General features: G+C 60.0%; 12 protein-coding genes and 3 pseudogenes. 8 read left to right on the top strand and 7 right to left on the bottom strand.

The window, feature by feature from the left end; translation table 11 throughout:
- Positions 1 to 170: 170 nt before the first annotated feature.
- From ABSY19_RS20635 to ABSY19_RS20620, 4 genes and pseudogenes are all read left to right on the top strand, one after another.
- Entirely contained in the window at positions 171 to 467 is a 297-nt protein-coding gene (locus tag ABSY19_RS20635) for a transposase (protein WP_066273726.1), read from the top strand.
- Complete coding sequence (locus ABSY19_RS20630) at positions 464 to 1,186, top strand: IS3 family transposase (protein WP_382155538.1); 723 nt, start codon at positions 464 to 466, stop codon at positions 1,184 to 1,186. The genes ABSY19_RS20635 and ABSY19_RS20630 overlap by 4 nt, the downstream gene beginning before the upstream one ends.
- Positions 1,125 to 2,501 carry an IS30 family transposase gene (locus tag ABSY19_RS20625; protein WP_382155535.1) on the top strand — a complete coding sequence of 459 codons (1,377 nt, stop codon included), beginning with the start codon at positions 1,125 to 1,127 and terminating at the stop codon, positions 2,499 to 2,501. The genes ABSY19_RS20630 and ABSY19_RS20625 overlap by 62 nt, the downstream gene beginning before the upstream one ends.
- Positions 2,502 to 2,505: 4 nt before the next feature.
- Positions 2,506 to 2,781: pseudogene (locus tag ABSY19_RS20620) on the top strand (IS3 family transposase); the annotation flags it as partial.
- Between the two features lie 311 nt (positions 2,782 to 3,092).
- Here ABSY19_RS20620 and ABSY19_RS20615 read toward each other — a convergent pair.
- From ABSY19_RS20615 to ABSY19_RS20595, 5 genes are all read right to left on the bottom strand, one after another.
- Positions 3,093 to 3,542: a hypothetical protein gene (locus ABSY19_RS20615; RefSeq protein ID WP_382155532.1), complete on the bottom strand. Its 450-nt coding sequence runs from the start codon at positions 3,540 to 3,542 to the stop codon at positions 3,093 to 3,095.
- A gap of 222 nt (positions 3,543 to 3,764) precedes the next feature.
- Positions 3,765 to 4,976 carry a DUF3322 domain-containing protein gene (locus ABSY19_RS20610; protein WP_382155529.1) on the bottom strand — a complete coding sequence of 404 codons (1,212 nt, stop codon included), beginning with the start codon at positions 4,974 to 4,976 and terminating at the stop codon, positions 3,765 to 3,767.
- Positions 4,973 to 8,395 carry an ATP-binding protein gene (locus ABSY19_RS20605; RefSeq protein ID WP_382155526.1) on the bottom strand — a complete coding sequence of 1,141 codons (3,423 nt, stop codon included), beginning with the start codon at positions 8,393 to 8,395 and terminating at the stop codon, positions 4,973 to 4,975. Before ABSY19_RS20605 ends, ABSY19_RS20610 begins: the two co-directional genes overlap by 4 nt.
- A complete protein-coding gene (locus tag ABSY19_RS20600; protein WP_304751494.1) occupies positions 8,388 to 9,080 on the bottom strand; it encodes a DUF4194 domain-containing protein in 693 nt (230 codons plus the stop codon). The genes ABSY19_RS20605 and ABSY19_RS20600 overlap by 8 nt, the downstream gene beginning before the upstream one ends.
- Positions 9,081 to 9,113: 33 nt before the next feature.
- A complete protein-coding gene (locus ABSY19_RS20595; RefSeq protein WP_382155523.1) occupies positions 9,114 to 10,604 on the bottom strand; it encodes a DUF3375 domain-containing protein in 1,491 nt (496 codons plus the stop codon).
- 391 nt (positions 10,605 to 10,995) lie between these two features.
- Between ABSY19_RS20595 and ABSY19_RS20590 the strand changes: the two genes are divergently transcribed.
- The 3 genes and pseudogenes from ABSY19_RS20590 to ABSY19_RS20580 all read left to right on the top strand — a co-directional run bounded on the left by ABSY19_RS20590 (position 10,996) and on the right by ABSY19_RS20580 (position 13,269).
- Positions 10,996 to 11,592 (top strand): DUF6088 family protein, encoded by a 597-nt coding sequence (locus tag ABSY19_RS20590; protein WP_382155520.1) that lies wholly within the window; start codon positions 10,996 to 10,998, stop codon positions 11,590 to 11,592.
- Positions 11,585 to 12,610 (top strand): annotated as a pseudogene (locus ABSY19_RS20585) (nucleotidyl transferase AbiEii/AbiGii toxin family protein). The gene ABSY19_RS20590 and the pseudogene ABSY19_RS20585 overlap by 8 nt, the downstream one beginning before the upstream one ends.
- Before the next feature lie 176 nt (positions 12,611 to 12,786).
- Complete coding sequence (locus ABSY19_RS20580) at positions 12,787 to 13,269, top strand: helix-turn-helix domain-containing protein (protein WP_382155517.1); 483 nt, start codon at positions 12,787 to 12,789, stop codon at positions 13,267 to 13,269.
- A gap of 93 nt (positions 13,270 to 13,362) precedes the next feature.
- On the opposite strand, the gene ABSY19_RS20575 is transcribed toward ABSY19_RS20580, so the two are convergent.
- The gene (locus ABSY19_RS20575) at positions 13,363 to 14,793 is read right to left on the bottom strand and encodes a tyrosine-type recombinase/integrase (protein ID WP_382155514.1); all 1,431 of its coding nucleotides are present in this window, start codon (positions 14,791 to 14,793) and stop codon (positions 13,363 to 13,365) included.
- Positions 14,794 to 16,409: 1,616 nt separating this feature from the next.
- Between ABSY19_RS20575 and ABSY19_RS20570 the strand changes: the two genes are divergently transcribed.
- Positions 16,410 to 17,495, top strand: coding sequence for a hypothetical protein (locus ABSY19_RS20570; protein ID WP_382155512.1), 1,086 nt, complete (start codon positions 16,410 to 16,412; stop codon positions 17,493 to 17,495).
- A gap of 650 nt (positions 17,496 to 18,145) precedes the next feature.
- Here the strand turns inward: ABSY19_RS20570 and ABSY19_RS20565 are convergent.
- Positions 18,146 to 18,403 (bottom strand): annotated as a pseudogene (locus ABSY19_RS20565) (IS21 family transposase); the annotation flags it as partial.
- Positions 18,404 to 18,675 lie beyond the last annotated feature (272 nt).

The raw sequence follows: 18,675 nt of genomic DNA, 5'->3' as shown, positions 1-18,675 counted from the left end.
GAAACTTGCGACACGTGTACGGATTCATGTCGTTTTCGGCGACATGAACGCCAGGACATGAAGCCCACCGCACCGGCGAGTATGTCAATGCCGATACCGTGATTGAGCAGTTTGGGCTTCCCCCAGTTTCCCGGACACATCCAATGACATGATGTGTTCAGGAGATAGGTATGACAAGAACCCGAAGGAGCTTCACGGACGAGTTCAAACGTGAAGCAGTGAAGCTGTGCAAGCAGCCAGGCGCCACCGTGACGCACATTGCACGGGACCTGGGTATCCAGACCAGCGTGCTCAGACGGTGGGTTACCCAGGAGCGCGGTGGGGTGTTGGACCTCAGACCAAACCGGCCGCTTCGCAGTGAGGCCGCCACCGAGGTGGAGCGGCTGCAACGCGAACTGCGCCGCGTGACCACGGAGCGCGACATCCTAAAAAAAGCGCTCGGCTACTTTGCAAAGGACCCGCAGTGAAGTACGGCTTCATTGCGCGGCATCGTAGTGTCTGGCCCACCCGCACCATGTGCCGGGTTCTGGCGGTCTCCCACAGCGGCTTCTATGAATGGATGGACAGAGCGCCGAGTCAGCGCAGCCAGGACGACGCCAGGCTCACCCGGCTCATCCGAGAGAGCTTCGAGCTCAGCGACCGCACCTATGGCAGTCCACGCGTCTGGCACGACCTTCGAGCGCTGGGCGAGAGTTGCGGGATGAACCGGGTCATCCGGCTGATGCATCTGGCCAAGCTGCAAGCCCGCCACAAGCGTCGCAGGCTACCAGGCGATACGGGCAGCAGGCTTGAGAACCACATCGCGCCCAACCATCTGCAGCGCGACTTCCAGGCCAGTGGTCCGAACCAGAAGTGGGTGGCCGACTTCACCTACATCTGGACGGCCGAGGGCTGGCTGTATGCGGCAGCGGTGATGGACCTGTACTCACGCCGCATCGTGGGGTGGTCGATGAGCGACACCATGCAGGCCAAGATGGTGAGCGACGCTTTGTTGATGGCTCTTTGGCGGCGCGGCAAACCCAGCGCGCTGATGCACCACTCGGACCAGGGCAGTCAGGGCGGATTCAACCGGTCGTCGCAACACCTTCAACCAGGAGGTGTTTATGGGACGACCCGCAGGATGGATGAAGCAATTGACAGGGAGAGACGCAATGCGCTGTCCGGGTGCGCCTTCGCTTCGACGTGAGATCGAGCGGCAATTCTGGAAGCAAATCGCGACCGGGATCACGAGCGAGAAGGCCGCGGAGGCCGTAGGTGTCTCCCAGCCGGCTGGTGGCCGCTGGTTCCGTCATCGTGGCGGCATGCCATTGTTTCTTTCAAACCCCATATCTGGACGGTATCTTTCATTCGCCGAGCGAGAAGAGATCGCTCTTCTGCGAGCCCAAGACGTTGGGGTAAGGGAGATTGCTCGCGTCATAGGGAGAAGTCCCTCGACAGTCTCACGAGAATTGGCCCGCAATGCTGCCACGCGCAGTGGGAAGCTCGAATATCGGGCGTCGGTCGCACAGTGGAAGTCCGAGTTGGTCGCCAGAAGGCCCAAGCCGGCCAAGCTCGTGAAGGACCAGCGTCTGCTCCAATATGTCCAAGACCGCTTGGAGGGCAAGATCCGTGATGCTCAAGGGCGCGAGATTGCGGGGCCTCGGCAAGCTCCATTTATCGGGCGTAACAAGCCCCATCGTGGTGACCGCAAGTGGGTCAATGGATGGTCGCCAGAACAGATCGCAAACCGACTGCAGGTCGACTTCCCGGATGATCCGTCCATGCGCATCTCACACGAAGCCATCTACCAGGCGCTCTATATCCAGGGTCGAGGCGCCCTCAAGCGCGAGCTGGTCACCTACCTGCGCACAGGGCGTGCCTTGCGCACGCCACGGGCCAGGTCCCAGGCCAAAGCGTGGGCACATGTCAGTGAAGATGTGATGATCTCCAGCCGCCCTGCTGAGATAGAAGATCGTGCTATCCCTGGTCACTGGGAGGGGGACCTGATCATCGGCCTGGACAGGTCGGCCATTGGCACGCTGGTGGAACGGTCAAGCCGTTTCACCATGCTCGTGCACCTGCCGCGCGAGGAAGGCTATGGACTGACTCCTCGAACAAAGAATGGTCCTGCGCTGGCGGGTTACGGAGCCGTGACCATGGCCAACGCGCTCAAGAGAACAGTGACGAAGCTGCCTACCCAGCTATGGCAGTCATTGACTTGGGATCGTGGCAAGGAGCTGTCCGACCATGCACGGTTCACTATCGAATCGGGGGTGAAAGTCTTCTTCGCCGATCCTCGCAGTCCATGGCAGCGCGGTACGAACGAGAACACAAACGGGTTGCTGCGCCAGTACTTCCCCAAGGGCACCGACCTGTCTCGGTGGAGTGAGCAAGACATTCAAGCCGTGGCACTGACCTTGAACAACAGACCTCGCAAAACGTTGGGCTGGAAGACGCCGGCTGAAGCGCTGAATGACTACCTAAAATCGGCTGATCAACCCGGTGTTGCATCGACCGGTTGAATCCGCCCAGTACACCAGCGACGACTTCCAGCAACTGCTCAAGGCACAGGGCATCACCTGCAGCATGAGCCGTCGCGGTGAATGCTGGGACAACGCCGCGATGGAGAGCTTCTTCTCATCCATGAAGACCGAGAGGCTCAGCCGCAAGGTCTACCGGACGAGGGAAGAAGCCAGGTCCGATGTGTTCGATTACATCGAGCGCTTCTACAACCCGGTGCGCAAACACTCAAAGCTAGACTTCCTCAGCCCAGTCGACTTTGAGCAAGGCTCAATGGGCTAAGCAAACCGTCCGGGAAACTGGGGGAAGCCCAGTTGCAGCGCAAGCTCGATGAAGCGCGCAACCGTACCGCGAAAACCCAGGAGTGAGCTTTCGGGTTCTATTCACTCGCGGGGCTGAGGCAGATCTCGAGCTTCTCTTCGACTTCGTACCTGAGCGTGAGTTGGCGCTAGACGGCTTCAGATGCGGTCGTCACTGTAGTGCGTGATCAACTTGAAGACGACTATCACTGACGTGTAGCACGGCCATGATGCCGGCCGCTCTTCGAGGCTGCGGATGGAAAGCGAGGACGACTCTTGCATCAAAGCACCCGGTCACCCCGCCGTCTTGGGAAGCCGACGTGTACTGCCCTGCCACTCGAAGCCGTCGCCCTTGGGCACACGCATGAACCCTTGGTTCTTGAGCTTGAGACCATTCACCTCGTAGCCTTCGGTCTTGAGAAACGGCTTGTCAACTCCGCTGAACGAGACGTTGACTGTGTAGCTGCATTTGACGGCCCCTTTGATCGCCTCTTCAGCCTTTGAGCCCATGAAGGCAGCCGCACGGGTCAGTTGCTCCATCTCCTTGCTGGATGGGGTTGTGCAGTCGAGGTCCGTGATTTCAACTGTGCGCAGCTTGACGTAGCCATTGCTGGCCGTCCTGGAGTGCCACGCCTTGACGTCTTCTGAGGAGGGGTAACCGTTCGATCCAGCGCTGCATGCGCTCAGCACAGCTGCGACGCCCAATGTGGTCAGGCTCGAGCGGCAGGAGGAAATGATTTTCATGGTGGTCAATTGCTTTGGTTGGTTAATGAACAGAGGCGCACTCGGCTGCCTCTCTTCAGAATCTCAAACAAAGCATCGGAGTCAAGAGACCCAGGACAGATTTTCTTGTCGGTGATCGCTGGCCAACCCACTCGCTTCATCGGTGGGCCATGGACGGCAAGGCCAACACCCTGCCACCCCAAATCGGCTGAGAAGGCCGGGTCATCGAGATCAGCACCAACCTCACGAGAACTGTGACGTCGTTCTCTGCAACTCCGAGGACATACGGTTGAGGTGAACTGAGAACCACCCAAATCCGATCCTCTCCTGCTCCAATCTCAACCTGGATTGGATGCGATCGAAGCGCAGTTCGTCATAGACCGCAGCCTCCTCCATCGTCAGGCGCGACAACTCGTGGCGTGCAGGCTCAGTCTCCTCGCCCCATTGCAAAGGATGTGCGAGCAGCGTCTCGCGGTCCATGAGGAAGGACGATGCGTGGGGAAAGTAGCCACGCAGCTGATGAAGTATGGCAAAGCCATGGGTATCGATGTCACCCCAGTAGTACAAGTGGCTTCGGTGCAGCCATGCAGCGCGCGCCAACGGTTCCCAGCCGTAGCCCGCGCCAAACACGACGATCGCTCTCGCCACCGGCGGGAAGGCAAGGAAATTGGTCTCGTTCTCCGTGATGAAAACGTGATCAACGGGCAGCGCGAGCGCAGCGAAGCTCGAAGCGTCCAGCGTGATGTCCGGCAACTCCTGGCAACCCGACAAGCTGGGCAGGGTTGGATCGAGCAATCGGAACCGAATCCGCACCGGCTTGTCCAGGAAGCCAAAACGGCGGGCGAACTGCGATATCCCGCTCGCACTGTTGTCGATAACCTCGGGCGGCAGCGCCAAGTCCAACAGCTCGGTCAACACCCCCCGGTGGGCCTCGATGAATTTGCTGTCCACCCCGGGCGCGTCCACCTGCCGCAGGTAGACGCCGGGACGTGGATAGGCCTGCAGCCAATCAACAACCGCCAAGAGGCGATCCCACCGATCGATCAGATCCAGGGCCTGCAGCGGACGCCGGGACATCCAATCCAGCAGCCTGGGTTGCGCGATCGCGGTCCGTTGCCACATCGCCTCGAAGCGTTGTGCCTGACTGGTTTTTCCGATCAAAGCCAATGCCAACTGAAGCGTGTCGATCCAAACGGCAGACGGCAGACGCTGGGCTCCCTGTACCCGATGGTTCCAATCTCGCCACTCAATCCGCACATGAGGCGTGGCGGCGAAGGCACTCAACCAGTCCCGCACGGCCTCGAAGCGATCAGAGAGATCGCCTGCGCTGGGCACCTTCAGCGACAGACGTACGGGCCAGATCACAGAACTCGAAACCGAAGATCGCAGCAAGTCCCCACGATTCCACAAGCGTTGAACCTGGGCGCGAAGGTCTTCCGTTGTCGTCCAGTTCATGTCACTGCGCCTCCATCAACTCTGGTCGCAGCGTCTCCTGCCATCTGGCTTTCTGCCTGAATTTCCGCTTTCTGCGCGCGATACTCTTCAATCGACAGGCAGCGCAACTTGGAATCCCGCCCTCCTTCGTTGTGGACGAAGCCAACACTGGCCACGAAAGGTTCGATGATGTGGATCTTTTGCAGCGGTGTGACGATCAGCAGTTGCAGATTGAGTTGCTGGAACAAGCGAAGCCCGTACTGCGCCGACTCGTCCGAGCCGCGCCCAAACGCCTCATCGATGACGACGAAGCGAAACGACCGCGAACGCACGGCGCCCCACTCCAGCCCGAACTGGTAGGCCAGGCTTGCGGCCAGCACGGTGTAAGCGAGCTTCTCCTTCTGCCCACCGGACTTTCCACCCGAGTCGGAATAGTGTTCGTGCTCCACACCGTCAGCACGCCAACGCTCACTCGCAGAAAACAAGAATCCGTTGCGCACGTCGGTCACCTTGGCGGTCCATCGCCGGTCGGCATCCGACAGTCCCTCTCGCCCACGAAATCGGTCAATGATGCCTTTGACCTGCAAGAACTTGGCCTCTGAATACTGTTCATCAGGTGAGCCCGTGAGCGCACCCTCGGTACAGGCACGCAGATCCTGCTGGAAGTCACGGATCTCCGCATCAGGACTGGGCTGGGCCACCAGCACGATTAAGCGACCGGGGTTGTAGTCGATCACCTGAAGCGATTGATTGATCAGATCAACACGCTCCTTGATCGTCTCGCGCTCACGGGCGAGCTGGGCGTTGAAGTTGGCGATTTCATTGATGGTGTTGACGTTGAGAAGCTCCTTGAAGCGGGCCTCAAACCGCGGCAGGTCATCGCTCTTCAAACCATCAAGCATCCGTTCGTACTCGAGCAGCGCTGCCAGGCTCACATCCATCTCGACCGTTTCTGCCTTGAACTCCTCCTTGAAGCCACGCATGGCGTTCACGATGCGCTCGGTCAAACGTGCCAGGCGCTTGTCTTCCGCGTCGATGCGCTCCTGCAGCCATCGACGCATGTCCTGCTCACGGTTGTCGCAGGACTCCACGGAGAGCTGATGCTCGCCGAGTGCCTGAACGCGCCAGTCGTTCAATCGATCAACCCGGGGGCCATCGAGCGGCACGGCATCACAGACAGCACTGGCCAGATTCCGCAAATCTTCGGCCGCCGTGTGCTTGGCTCTTACTTCGCCGCGCTTGCCCAACGCATCGCCATGCTTGGTCTCTGTTTCGCTCAGTCTGACCTGAACCTCTTTCAACTGGCGGCCCAGCTCCTGCAGGGTGTCCGACGCAGCTTCAAGTCGCGCGTGCTCCTCTGCGAGGGTCGCGATCTGTCGCGCCAGGCTCCTCCAGTCGATGTCTGCGAATCGCGAGAACTCCTCCAGGCGGGCCAGCGTCTCCAGTCGGTCCTTCAGCTCCGAGCGTGCATCGCGGATCTCACCCATGCGCTGGCCCAGTGTGGCCAGCTTGTCTTCCAGGCGCTCGCGCTGGTCACGCAAGGCCCGCAACTTGTCAGCGTTGCTCCAGCCCAGCACGTAGCGGCTGCGGTCGTCGATGCGGCTGCGATCGTCCTTCTCGTGGCGGCCTGACGGATCCTTGATCTGCCCCGAGCGTGTGATGGCGCGGGTCTCGCGGCGAAACTGCTCCCCCGAATCACAACAGGCCACATCAAAACGATTGCGAAGTTCCTGCTCCAGCCACTCGTAGTGCGGCGAATCGGGTTTAACGACGAGCTTTCTCACCAGCGACTGCGGATGAAGGCTGGCACCCTGTCCTGGCTTTTTCGGTCGCACATGGAAATACACCAGGCGCGCACCCAGGTGCTGCCTGTCCACCCATTCCGCAACAGCCTTGTAGTGCGCGTCCGGCACCAGCAACGCGACGCCGAAGCCTCGCAACAGCCGCTCCGCTGCACCCTCCCACTCGCGTTCATCCTCGCGCACCTGGATCAGCTCACCCGCGAAAGACAGGTCGCCTTCGTCAATCGAGAGCGCGGCGCACAACGCATCACGGATCCGAACCTGGGCAGCATCAATATTGCTCCTGCGCCGCTGAAGGCTGTCGATCTCCTCGGACAAGGCTGTGCGCTCTTCACGTCCCTTGCGAAACGCAAAATCCTCCTCGCGCTCTCGGTTGTCCAAGTCTGCGATGCGTTCGCGCAAGCCTTCCGCGCGAGAAGCGATGGCTTGTTGCTGATCGAGAAACATTGCCTCGTCGGTTGGCGATATCTCATCAATGCGAGCCAGCAATGTGGTGTGGCGATCGGCCTTCTGCTGGCGCTGGGCTTTTTCTTGCTCCAAGCGGCGAATGTCGGCGGCCAGCTCCTCCAGCCGGTTGCCACCGTTCTCGCGCAGGTTGCGCTCCAGCTTCGCGATTTCCGATCGCTCAGTATCGCGCTGGGCGCCCAAACGTTCGAGTTGGACATCAAACCGGGAGGCGTCCTCTTCAAGCAACTCCAGCCGCCGATCCAACAGCTCCACCTTGAGTCCTGCGAAATACGGGTGCAGCGCGTCTCGCCCATCGCGCCAGCCCTGGATTTCCGAGACCAAGGCACTGTGGCGACGCCCGTCCTCGACCAGGGGTGTCAGCAGCTCAACCTGTCGTTTGGTCTTGAGCACCGCTTGATGGGCGCGGTCCAGGTCGTCAAAGTGGCGGATCAAGGCCTCGATGCGGCTGCCCACATCAAACGGCTCCAGCATGTGGCTGCGCACGAAGTCGGTGAGGTTGCCCACCGATTTCATCGAGACCGTCTGGTGAAACAACTCCAATGCCTGTTCGTGCTCAATACCAAAGCGACGACGGAACCAGGCGCAGTAAGGCGGAAAGCTGTCGAACAACTCACAGCCCGAGGCGCGCAGCTTCTTGCGCAATGCGGTGATGTCGCTGCCGAAGTGGGCAAAGTCCTCAGCGATGCTCATCGGCCGCTCGGTCGCCACGAACAAGCGAGCAGGTTGGCCTTGAGGATCCTTCAACCAGAACACTTGGGCCAGGGTCACCGCCTGGTCGTAACCCTCGTTGCGGAAGACGCCGAGGATGACCGAATAGCTTGACGCATCACGCAGCGCCACGGGTCGGGCGCTACCGGTGACCTCGTTGCGCTCGCTCTTGTAGTGACCAAGCACGTAGGAGCGCAGGCTGCGCTCGCGAGCATCCGCTCCTGCAGCCTTGTTGTAGGCCACGCGGTGCGCAGGCACCAGCAACGTGGTGATGGCATCGACCAAGGTGGACTTGCCCGAACCAATATCGCCAGTGAGCAGGCCGTTGCGGCCTTCGAGGTTGTATCGCCAGACCCGCTTGTCGAAGGTGCCCCAGTTGAGCACCTCCAGTTGATGCAAGCGAAACCCTACCCGGGTGTTGTCGTCCACAAAATCCAGTGACAGCGAAGGCGACTCAAGCATCGGCCGCCCTTTCGGTCTGGGGCTTGCCAGAGACAGCGCCGGCCAGCGCCGTGCGGTAAACCTCCAACCGCGCGTCGAAGTCGGCCAGCCACTGCGCGTCGACAAAGGCTTTCAGAATGCGCCGCACTTCGTAGTTCCCCCTGTCCAGCCCACTGCCGGCTGCGGGTTTGAGCCGACGCAGAAAGCCCAGATCGACCACCTTCGTGATGGTTGCGTCCACTTGATCGATGAGCCGAGCTTCGTTCGTCCCATCAGGCAAGAACACCCGCATCAGCTCGGACATCTCGTCGCGCGATAGAACCAGGCGGGTGTCGCCTCCTCCGGCGTCGAACTCTGCCATGCGCTTTCGCAGCAACGCCAGCATCAAGCTCACCGGGTAGGACAGGGGGCGCCGCGCGACGAGCCGGGGCAACCGAGGTACGCCCTCCGACTCGTCTGGGTCGGGGCGACTCTTGAGAAACGCGTAACCCTCGGCTTCATCAAGAACCAGGTCGAGCAGCAGCACCGCTGCTTGTTCTCGCACCCGCGCCTGCAAACGAAAGAGGCTCGCCCACAACCGCTCATCATCCTCACGGTAGAGCACGCCCTTGAGCAGGTGCACCATCAGTTGCGTCAACTCGGGCACAGCCGGCAAAGTGGCCAGTGGAGCACCCTCCGGCGGGCTCTCGTGCAGCGATTCAGTCATGTTCTTCTCCCTTCCAAGCCACGACGACGGACGTCATCGCGTGAAGATCACACGGGGCAGACGCGCCTCGCGCGTCACCGGTTCACCCATTGGATTGCTCGCCATCCACCGGATGGGCTCTTCAACAGTTTCGTCAACAACAGCACGCAAGTCATCCACTGATGCTGCGCCACCGCCAACGACGTCACCGTGGTGGGCCAACTCCAGATAGGCCACCAATTCGGCCAGCCCTTGTTGCAGTGGCTCGTCGTTGATCAACTCACGCAGCGTGATCTGCGCCCGCACGCGAAGCGCATGCTGGACCGTTGCACGCAGGCGCGCCTTGTCCACAACGATCTGGTCGAACAATCGAGCGGTGTTGATGTCGTCTTCTGCTGGGTCCACCTCCAGCGCGAGATCAGCGAGACGCGGCTTCACACTCAGCGTGAACATGGGTCGCTCCAGTGGAAGCTCAACGTCTGCCCCCATCGCATCGATCGTCATCAAGCCAACGGTGGGGGGAGCAGTCCGAAGGGCCAGCGCCTTGCTCTCAATGCCGTGCAGCAAGTCGAGGATGCGCCGATTCTCCAGAAAGGCCCGGTCGTCCAGAAAACGGCGCAGCTGTTGCGACAACTGCGCCACGGTGCGCTGCGTGTGTTCGCCGGCTTCAAGCCAGTCGTGGTGCACGCGGCGGGTGCGCGGCTCGGGCTTCAATGCAGCCACCACGGGTAGCGCCAGTATCTGATCCAACCGCGCTGAGAGTTCCTCCTGACGGCTGCTGGACATGAGGAAGTCCCAGAAGGCGCGGAAACTGCGGCCTTGGTCCGAGTCGCCAATCGCATCGCGCTCGCCCATGATCTCGTCGAGCAGCGCTCCTTTGGAGCCTTCCCAGAGAGCAATCTTCTCGCGCACCTTGCGATCGAGCAGGCGAAAGTTGTGCTCCACCTCGCGGAAATCGGACAGCAGTTCTCGGGCGAGCTGTTGAAACTGCTGGAAGCGGTCCTTGACCGCTGTGTCGTCCAGCGCGGGCGCATCGCCGGCCAGAACGCGGGCGATCTCTACATCGAGCTCATCTCGCTTCTTGCGCAGGTCGTCGACCCGTTTGATCGGATCAGTCTCGGTGCCAGCGCTGATCTGCTCCAGCAGCGCAAACAGCGTCAGCAGGCGTGACTCGGTTCCCACGAACGCCCGTTCCGTGAGCGACCCCAACCATGCGATGGCTTTCTCGGTGGCCGGTGTCAGGTCGAATTGCGCCTCGTCGGTACCGGGCTTGTAGAACTTTCTCAGCCAGCCCTTGTCGGCAGCCGCCCAGTCGTTGAGGTACTCCGAAGCACCTTTGGGATAGATCTCGGATCCGAGTTGCTCTCGCAAGACAAAAAGTTCGTCCTCCAGCGCCTCGGCCAGGTCGGCCTCGCTGATGACGCGCTCGTTCGGCGCCACGAAGACCCGGTGCAGGAAGTTGGCAACCAGCGGCGCATGCGGCGAGGCCAGCAACCTCCAGGCGGGGTGGCGGTCCCGAAGCGTGACGAGGGTGGCGTGGTTCACAGCGGTCCACTCACGGGCTCAATCCTTCAACAGGTGTCATGGGCGCAATTTCGATGGGGTCCAACCTTTGGCTGCGAATATTGCCAAAGTATCCCATTGCCGATCAGACACTTGCTCGCAGCCATTGCGGCAACGAAGCCGTGAACATCATCTCCATCGTGGGCGAGGGAATTTTGGTCGGAGGCGCTTGATGAGCAGGTCTCTGCCACAGTGACTGGGCTGGCACTGGGCGGCTGCGCAGCCCGACCAAGGCCGCCAAGGGTGGGTTGGCTAGCATCCTAAGCACCCCCCGTCGCTGCACGGCCTACCGAAAAGCAAGCAACTTTCAGGACAACGCACGATATTCTTGATGTCAGAAACTGGAATGCATTTCTGATAAACTGGTTTCACTATGGTCACGCTCCCTGAGTTCATCCTGCTTCACGCAAAGTCCCTGCCCGAAGGAGGCGTGTTGTCGCCAAAAGAGTTTCTGCACATGGGAAGCCGCGATGCGGTCGACCAGGCTTTGTCTCGCCTCACCAAAGAGGGCAAGCTGTTGCGTGTGGCGCGGGGCACGTACGTCATGCCTGTGTCCAGCCGGTTCGGAACGCGTGCGCCCTCACCTGAAAAAGTGGTCCAGGCCCTGGCCGCCCAACATGGCGAGGTCGTGTCGCCTCACGGAGCCAATGCGGCCAATGCACTGGGGCTGACCCAACAGGTGCCGATTCGCGAGGTGTACCTGACCTCGGGACGTACCCGCCATCTCAAGCTCGGCCGCTCCGAGGTCATGGTGAAACACGCACCTCGCTGGATGCTGGCGCTTGGCCCAGGTCCAGCCGGCTCCGCCGTGCGCGCTTTGGCCTGGATGGGGCCCTCCCACGTGAGCGAATCGCTGAGCACCCTGCATCGCACGCTGCCGCCCGCCGAGTGGCAGGCACTGACTGCGGCCCGAGCGGCGTTGCCCTCCTGGATGGCCAGGGCCATCGGCGAAGAGACGCTGCGTGGCTGAGCGCTACTTCGACTTGAACAAGGAGGACCAGAACGAAGTTCTGGAGCAGGCCCGGGCGAGGACGGGCAGACCTGCCCATCTGCTGGAGAAGGACCTGTGGGTCGTCTGGACGCTCGGCGTCTTGTTTGAATCGCCGTTTGCAGCCGACCTCACCTTCAAGGGTGGCACATCGCTGTCCAAGGCGTACAAGATCATCGAGCGGTTCTCCGAGGACATCGACCTCACCTACGACATCCGCAAACTGATCCCGGATCTCACCGGTGACGGGTACTTTCTCCCGGCCAGCCGCAGCCAGGCCAGCAAATGGAGCAAGGCCGTCAGGGATCGGCTCCCCGACTGGATCGGATCGACCGTACAGCCACATCTGCTGGCAGCGCTTGAGCGCGAGCGACTTGGGGCAACGCTGGAAATCGCAGGCTCAGACCTCGACACACTCCTGCTGCACTACCCAGCGATCAAGCAGGGCACTGGGTATGTGTCACCCGTCATCACGCTGGAGTTTGGTGGCCGGGCCACCGGTGAGCCGCACGGCGTGCTGCCCGTCACCTGCGACATGGCGGGTCATGTCGATGGTGTGTCGTTTCCCCAGGCATTGCCCCAAGTGATGGGTGTGGCGCGGACCTTCTGGGAGAAGGCCACAGCGACACACGTCTACTGAGCGCAGGGACGCATCCGGGGTGAGCGGTACGCGCGCCATTGGCACGACCTGGCGGCCATCATGCGCAGTGAACACTTTGATGCTGTGATTGCTGATCGCGCCGTGGCCTGGGAGGTAGCGGAACACAAATCCTGGTTCTTCAGTGAGAAGGCCGCCGACAACAAGACCATCAATTACACCTTCGCCATCCTGGGCGCGTTGCGGATCGTGCCCGAGGGGGCCGCGCGAGACGCGCTGGCCGCTGACTACGCCAAGATGCTGGAAGACGAGGTCATGGTGGGTGATGCCCTCCCCTTTGATGAGCTGATGCAGGCCTGCGCCCAGGTGCAGGCGCGGGCCAACGCTGCCGCACGGACCTAAGCTGGGGCCTTCAATAGAGGCACACTTTGCTGATGCGACCAGTGTGAAAATTCTGGGCACCCAAACGAATTGGTGTTGAAAACGCCCATTATCAATACCGACTCGCCGGCCAGAAAAATACGCCGGCTTTCATACAAGTATGGGATGCGGCGCGGGCTCTGTCGTACGATGCGGTCATGACCACCTTTGCCGAAACCCTCAAAAAAGAGATCGCCCGCATAGCCCGCAAGGAACTGCGCGAGGAGATCACGGCGCTGCGCAAGATCGCGATGAGCCAGCGAACCGACATCTCCGCCTTGAAGAAGGAGGTCAAGTCGCTTCAGTCGAGTCTGAAGAAACTGGAGAAGTTGCGCGCGGTACCCTCCTCCTCTGGCTCGTTGACCAAACCTTTGCCGGAGGTCAAGCCCACTCCCGATACACCCCGGGGAAAACCAGGCCGTAAAGTGATGTTCACTGCGGAACGTCTGAAAGCCCAACGCGCCCGACTCGGCTTCACCCAGGAACAAATGGGACAGCTGCTGGGCGTCTCTTCCTTGTCAATATGGAAGTGGGAGTCCGGCGGCGCCTCGCCAAGGGCTGCGCGTGTCCCGGAAATTTTGGGAAGAATTGCAATGGGCAAGCGTGAAGCCTTGTCGCTCATTGAACAGCACGCGGCCTAAAGAACCCGCTTTAGGTCGAATAAATGCGCTCTGAGAACTAGGCATCGTGCATCACCATACGGTGGGCAGGCTTGCACCTGCCCACCTTCTTCATCAGCGCAGAGACACCTCAACACCGCTCTCAGGCTGAACGCCGCCGCCCAAGAGCGGGACGACGAGGACGCGGCCGGGAAGCAACTTTTGAAGCAGCGCGTGGACATCTTTGAGCACTTCCAACTTGACCCCCTCCTCAAGGTTCACGGTGAGAACGATGCGCTCGTTGTGTGGCATTTCGATCCCCAATGCTGCACGCCCGGTCAGCCACGCACGCTCCACACCAAGCATCAGCAAACCCGTGGCGACGCCGGGCGTGTTCTGAAACATCTCGATCCGCTTTTCGATGCGCAGCTTTTGCTGCTTGCTCATCATGGAGACCGAGCTGAGATAGGCCGTGGAGATGTCCTTGCGCCAGTGGCCCAGAGCCTCTGACACCTTCTTGTACGCGTGGTCAACCAGTTCACGGTTCTGTTTGAACCACGCTGGCGTCTCCTCACCCTCAGCTGGCGGGCGGTGGCCGGTGATGTCTTCGAACATGTCTGCTGCGAACTGGTGACGCAGGCCGTGACTCGAGACCCCCATCGCCTTCTGGTTGATGCCGTACTTGCGCAGCACGTGGTAGTACTTGGTCCGCGCCTCTTCCATCGTCATGCGCTCGTAGCCCATCTCACCTTTGTTGTTGTGCTCATCAGCCCAGGCGCGCGCGCGCTCAAGAACATCGCGCTGTTTGGCTTGCTTCACAGGATCCTTCATGAAGGGCACAAAGCGGCCCGCGCCACCCTTCGTGCCAAGTTTGATTGCAATGCCATCACGGCGCTCGGCCTCACGCGGGCGAAAGCTCAGCGCTTCTTTGACACGCAAGCCGAAGTTCAGTTCGAGCTCAAACAGGATGGCCTCCTGAGGGTTTTCGACGGCGACCACTTCGATGATCGCTTGGGCATCCACCCCGGCCGCCTTCCAGCTCTTGCTGCCGTGAGTCACCTGCGCACGCGTCACGGCGGATTTTTCAACACCTTTCGCCTCCAGTGCCACGTAGAGCTTTTCGCGCTTCGGGATCGCTTCCATCTTGCCGATGAGTTCGCAAAACTTGCGAATCGCCGACAACTTGTTTTGAATCGTCGAGCTGCTGTGACCCAGATCATTTGCCCAGTACGCAGTCAGCACCACAGCGTGACGCTGCCCAATCTCGTCGATGCGCTGAATAGGCATGTTCAGCTTTCGCAGATCCTGAATGATGTTCATCAGAGTGCGTCCGAACGCCGTGCGAGTCTTCTCAGCGACGACTCGTTTGCGGCCGGTGAAGGACTGAAGGTCCAGATCCTGCAGAAAATACGTCATCTGCCGCCGCGGGTCGTTGGGATGCGCCTTGATCGCTTCTTGGGCGCGCAGCTGTGCACTGCCCGGGCCGCCCCTGGTGAGCGTTTCCGCACGTGACTTCACTTGGTGTGCGCGACGTTTGCCGCGACCATTGCCTGATGCTTTCGCCATTTCTCTTTCTCCTGTTGTGACTTTCGTCGTGATGAGGGTTAACACCTGCGGGCGCCCAACGCACCCGCATGCCTAAACCTTCAGGCAGGCCCAAACCGCCAGATCGCTCTGGCTTTTCATTCGTCTTTTTGCTACTGGTCGCCCGGTACAAGGCCCCTGGGCATGGCACGTCAGTCTTCGGTGATTTCCGTTTTTCGTTAGCAAGCTGTCCTGCCGGCACAGGTGGAATCCCCGTGTGACCCCCATCCTTGCTGGATGAGCACCCCAACGCAGTTATGGCGTTGGGGGGGTACTGTCTTGTTCAGACAGAGCCATGTGGGCTGGCTAGACCGGGGTAGTTATTCACTACCCGGGTGAACTCACTTCACCGCCAGACTGATTTGGCGGCGTTGTCCTTTGCTGCTTGTCCAACCTGCCCCTTTTTAGGCCCTGAGGGCTCCCGGCTAACGCGCCAGGCGGGAGGTACTTGTGACAAACCACCCGCAGGTAGTCGTCAGAGCAAAGTCAAAACGTGAGTTGATCTATACGCTTGCGCGTCCACACCCGCTCCGTAGCTCAGAGCGTTGGCTGGCGGCTTCCAAGAAGGAAGACCTGATTGGCTTGCTGTGGGCAGTCCCCATTCGGGGTCGCCACTTCTGAACCGCGTCGCGGGCTCAGCAGCTGGTCGTTGTTCGACCTGTTTTGCGACGCTCCATACAGAGCACCGTCTTGGTTTGCGACTTCCGATGTGGGAAGTCGGCTTGTTGCCTTAGGACACTCATGGTGAAGCGTCGGTTAGCGGTTTTCCCTGTGTAGGGAGTGGGACATCACTGGGATGTCTAAGTACCAGAGGTACAGGTGAAGGAATAGTAGATGCTGTTTGCAGTCTTGTCTTGTGATGCGGACCAGTTGGGTATAGGTACCGCTCAACGCAGTCTGCCCGAGCCCTTGTCCACAGATGGCAAAACACTCTCCCGCAGCGTGTCATTCATGCCAAACGGCAAAAAAGTCATTTCAGATCAAAAGCCTTCTTATCACTCTGGTTGCCACCACTCCTGCAGACACGCAAAGTGGGTTGGTTGAAAGGGCCCTGTGGATATCTCGCCATCAACACGGTACTTGAACGCGTAAAACGATCCTTCGATTGAGGAAACAAAAAGCGGCAGCCCTGCCCTCTAGCTCCCTACATCAATAGAGCCACCTGATTGCGCGTATCCACACGAAGGTTCACACCGCAGTGAGGCGCGATTCTCTGGCTGACCCACACGTTGTGACCGCCCATGGCCACTCGTGGCCTCACTTTCGAAGAAGCCAGCTTCAGCCCTGCGTGCGCACTGCGCGTCGTAGCCGCAACTGGCCTGCCATGGCCTCCTGCGGCCCCTACCCTGACGTGGTTGCCGGGACTCGCCTCCCGCGCGGATGCTTTGTGGCCGCCAGTGACCTCAGGTGGCCCGCCCTGGCCACTACAACAGCATGGACAAGGGTTCGCTTCGCAAGAGATACGGTGTGTGGCCTGCACTGGCCCGGCTTGGCCTCCCGTGGCCAACAACTGGTCCGCATCGCTTGCAGAGGTGCGAAGGCCCCAACAGAATGCCCAGCAGCACAATTTTGTGCAGACAAGAAACCTGGAGAGACCTATGAAACGCGACGCACATCTGATCACTGTTCCCGCACGAGCCATCGACGTGGGCTACGCCAATACCAAGTTCACCTGTGGCCACAAGGTGGCACGAGGTGTCCCGATCATCCATGCGGACCTGTTTCCGTCGATCACCGCCACCTTGCGGGCGGGCGCCACTTTCCGACATGCACCCGGCACCCTTGGGGCCGACGGATGCATCAGCGAAATCGATGGGGTGCCACACTTTGCCGGTCGTGGGGTCGAGATGCACCTCAAGGGGCTCCAGCCACGCCACGTCATGAAGGACTACTGCACCTCTCCCTCCTACCTCGCGCTCATGCGGGGGGCTATGCACTACATGCTGGTCGATGAAGGCAATCCGAAAGAGATGACGATTCAGCACCTGACCGTAGGACTCCCCCTCAACACCTTTGACGAATACGAGAACCACCTGCGCGAGCTGGTCATCGGTCGGCACGCCGTGACCAGCCCAGATATTGAAGTGGGTGCAAGGCACGTAACGGTGCTGAACGCCTCCGTCATGGTGCAACCCCTCGGAGCCCTCTACTACTACGGCCTCACTCACAAGGACTTCGAGATGAGCGGGTGGAATCTCGTGGTCGACGTGGGCGGCGGAACGATTGACTTTCTGGCGGCCTACGACAAGGTCCCCAACTACGAACGGTCGGGTGCTCATCCAGAGTCGATGCTGGCGTGCGCGTACGAAGTGGCCAAAGCGATCAATCCGGAGCTCAAGAATCAATACGGTGTGATTCAGGCGATTGACCTGGCCATCCGCGACAACCGGGAAACCGTTCGCATTGGCGGCGAGGACTACGAAATGGCCCGATACAAGGGTGCCATCAACGAGGTCCTGCGCAGGGGTTACGAGGCAATGCTAAACACGGTGGGCGCCTTGAATGACTTTGACAACATCTTGGTCTGCGGTGGTGGTGGTGCGGTGTTCTTTGAATTTCTCCGTGAACACGCACCCGGACTGCGGCGCCGCCTGAAGATGGATGGTGGCTCAACCTTCTCCAACGTGCGCGGCTTCCAAGTAGTCGCCGACTACGCTGCGAATGAAGCCTACGCGAACGGTTGATCAAAGGGATCACACCATGGCGCAACGAAAACGATCACAGAATCCAGACGAAGCTCTGCGGGTCCGAGTCACGATTCCCCCCGATGGAGTTGGAGTCCTGGACTATCTCAAGGGGATCAGCCCTGCAGGTCTCAACATGGAGATCCTGCAGTTGGTCCACTTGGGCTACCAGTTCCGAATGGCCATGGGCCGCTGGAGCTTGCCGCCTTTCGGCCAACTGCATCCCACGCCAACTGCAGTTAAAGCGTCAGTCGCTCCCCTGAATCTATCGGTTCCCACTGGCGTACCTGAAAACATCCAAGTCAATGCTGCCAATCCCTTGGAGGAAGGAGCATCCGTTGCCAGCCCGTTCGATGCAAGCTTTAAGAGCATATTCGGACCCGCGTACGAACGAACAAGGAACCGAAAGGCGTCGGCCTGACTTGGCCAGGAGTGGGATGAAGTGACGTAGTCACCATCAGCTCGATCAACAACAGATCGTGGTGAGGTGAATACTTCAGGGTGACTCTTCACTGCAACCCATACAAGTGTTGAATTCCACCGATCTTTGACCCGAGATTTCCATCGAATACTGACCCACCCGCTTTGTGAGCAAAGTAGCTCACGGTGTGGATAAGTGCTTCGTTTTCTCCTTTTCAGACTTGGGATGTGTGGAGCTGCAGCAAAGTGCGCCGCTGTTTGCGCGACTTTGTTGCCTCGATCGATAGCCAGGTTGAGAGTTTGTCGGCGTAGGGATCGAGCTTGCTGGAGCTCGCACGCCTGGCGTAGCGGGGTTCTTCATCGCCCGCCCGCAGGTACTTCTTAACGGTGTTGCGAGCCAGGCCTGTGCGCCTGGAGATCTCGCGAATGGACATCTGCTCGCGCAATGCCCAGCGTCTTATGACACTCAGTGTCGCCACGTCTATCACTCCTGAAATCTCCTGCTGTCAAAAGCAGCAGGATAGGGTTCTTACGTGGGTCAGCTTTAAATGGAAATTGCAGCTCTAACTGGGTCAGTTTTCAATGGAAGACAACACTGGGCCCAATTAAGGCAATGAACAACAGTGCGTGGCAGGCAGCACGCTCAAGAGCAGCACTGGGCGATCTGCGTGTCCACGACCTTCGACACACCGTGGGCATGCGACTGCGTGAGGCAGGAGTCAGTGAGTCGACTCGACGAGACGTGTTGTGGCACAGCAAT

Origin of the sequence: Hydrogenophaga sp. ANAO-22 (genome assembly GCF_042466645.1) — a bacterium.
Taxonomy (GTDB): Bacteria; Pseudomonadota; Gammaproteobacteria; order Burkholderiales; family Burkholderiaceae_C; genus Hydrogenophaga.
This window is presented reverse-complemented; position numbering and strand designations above follow the sequence as displayed.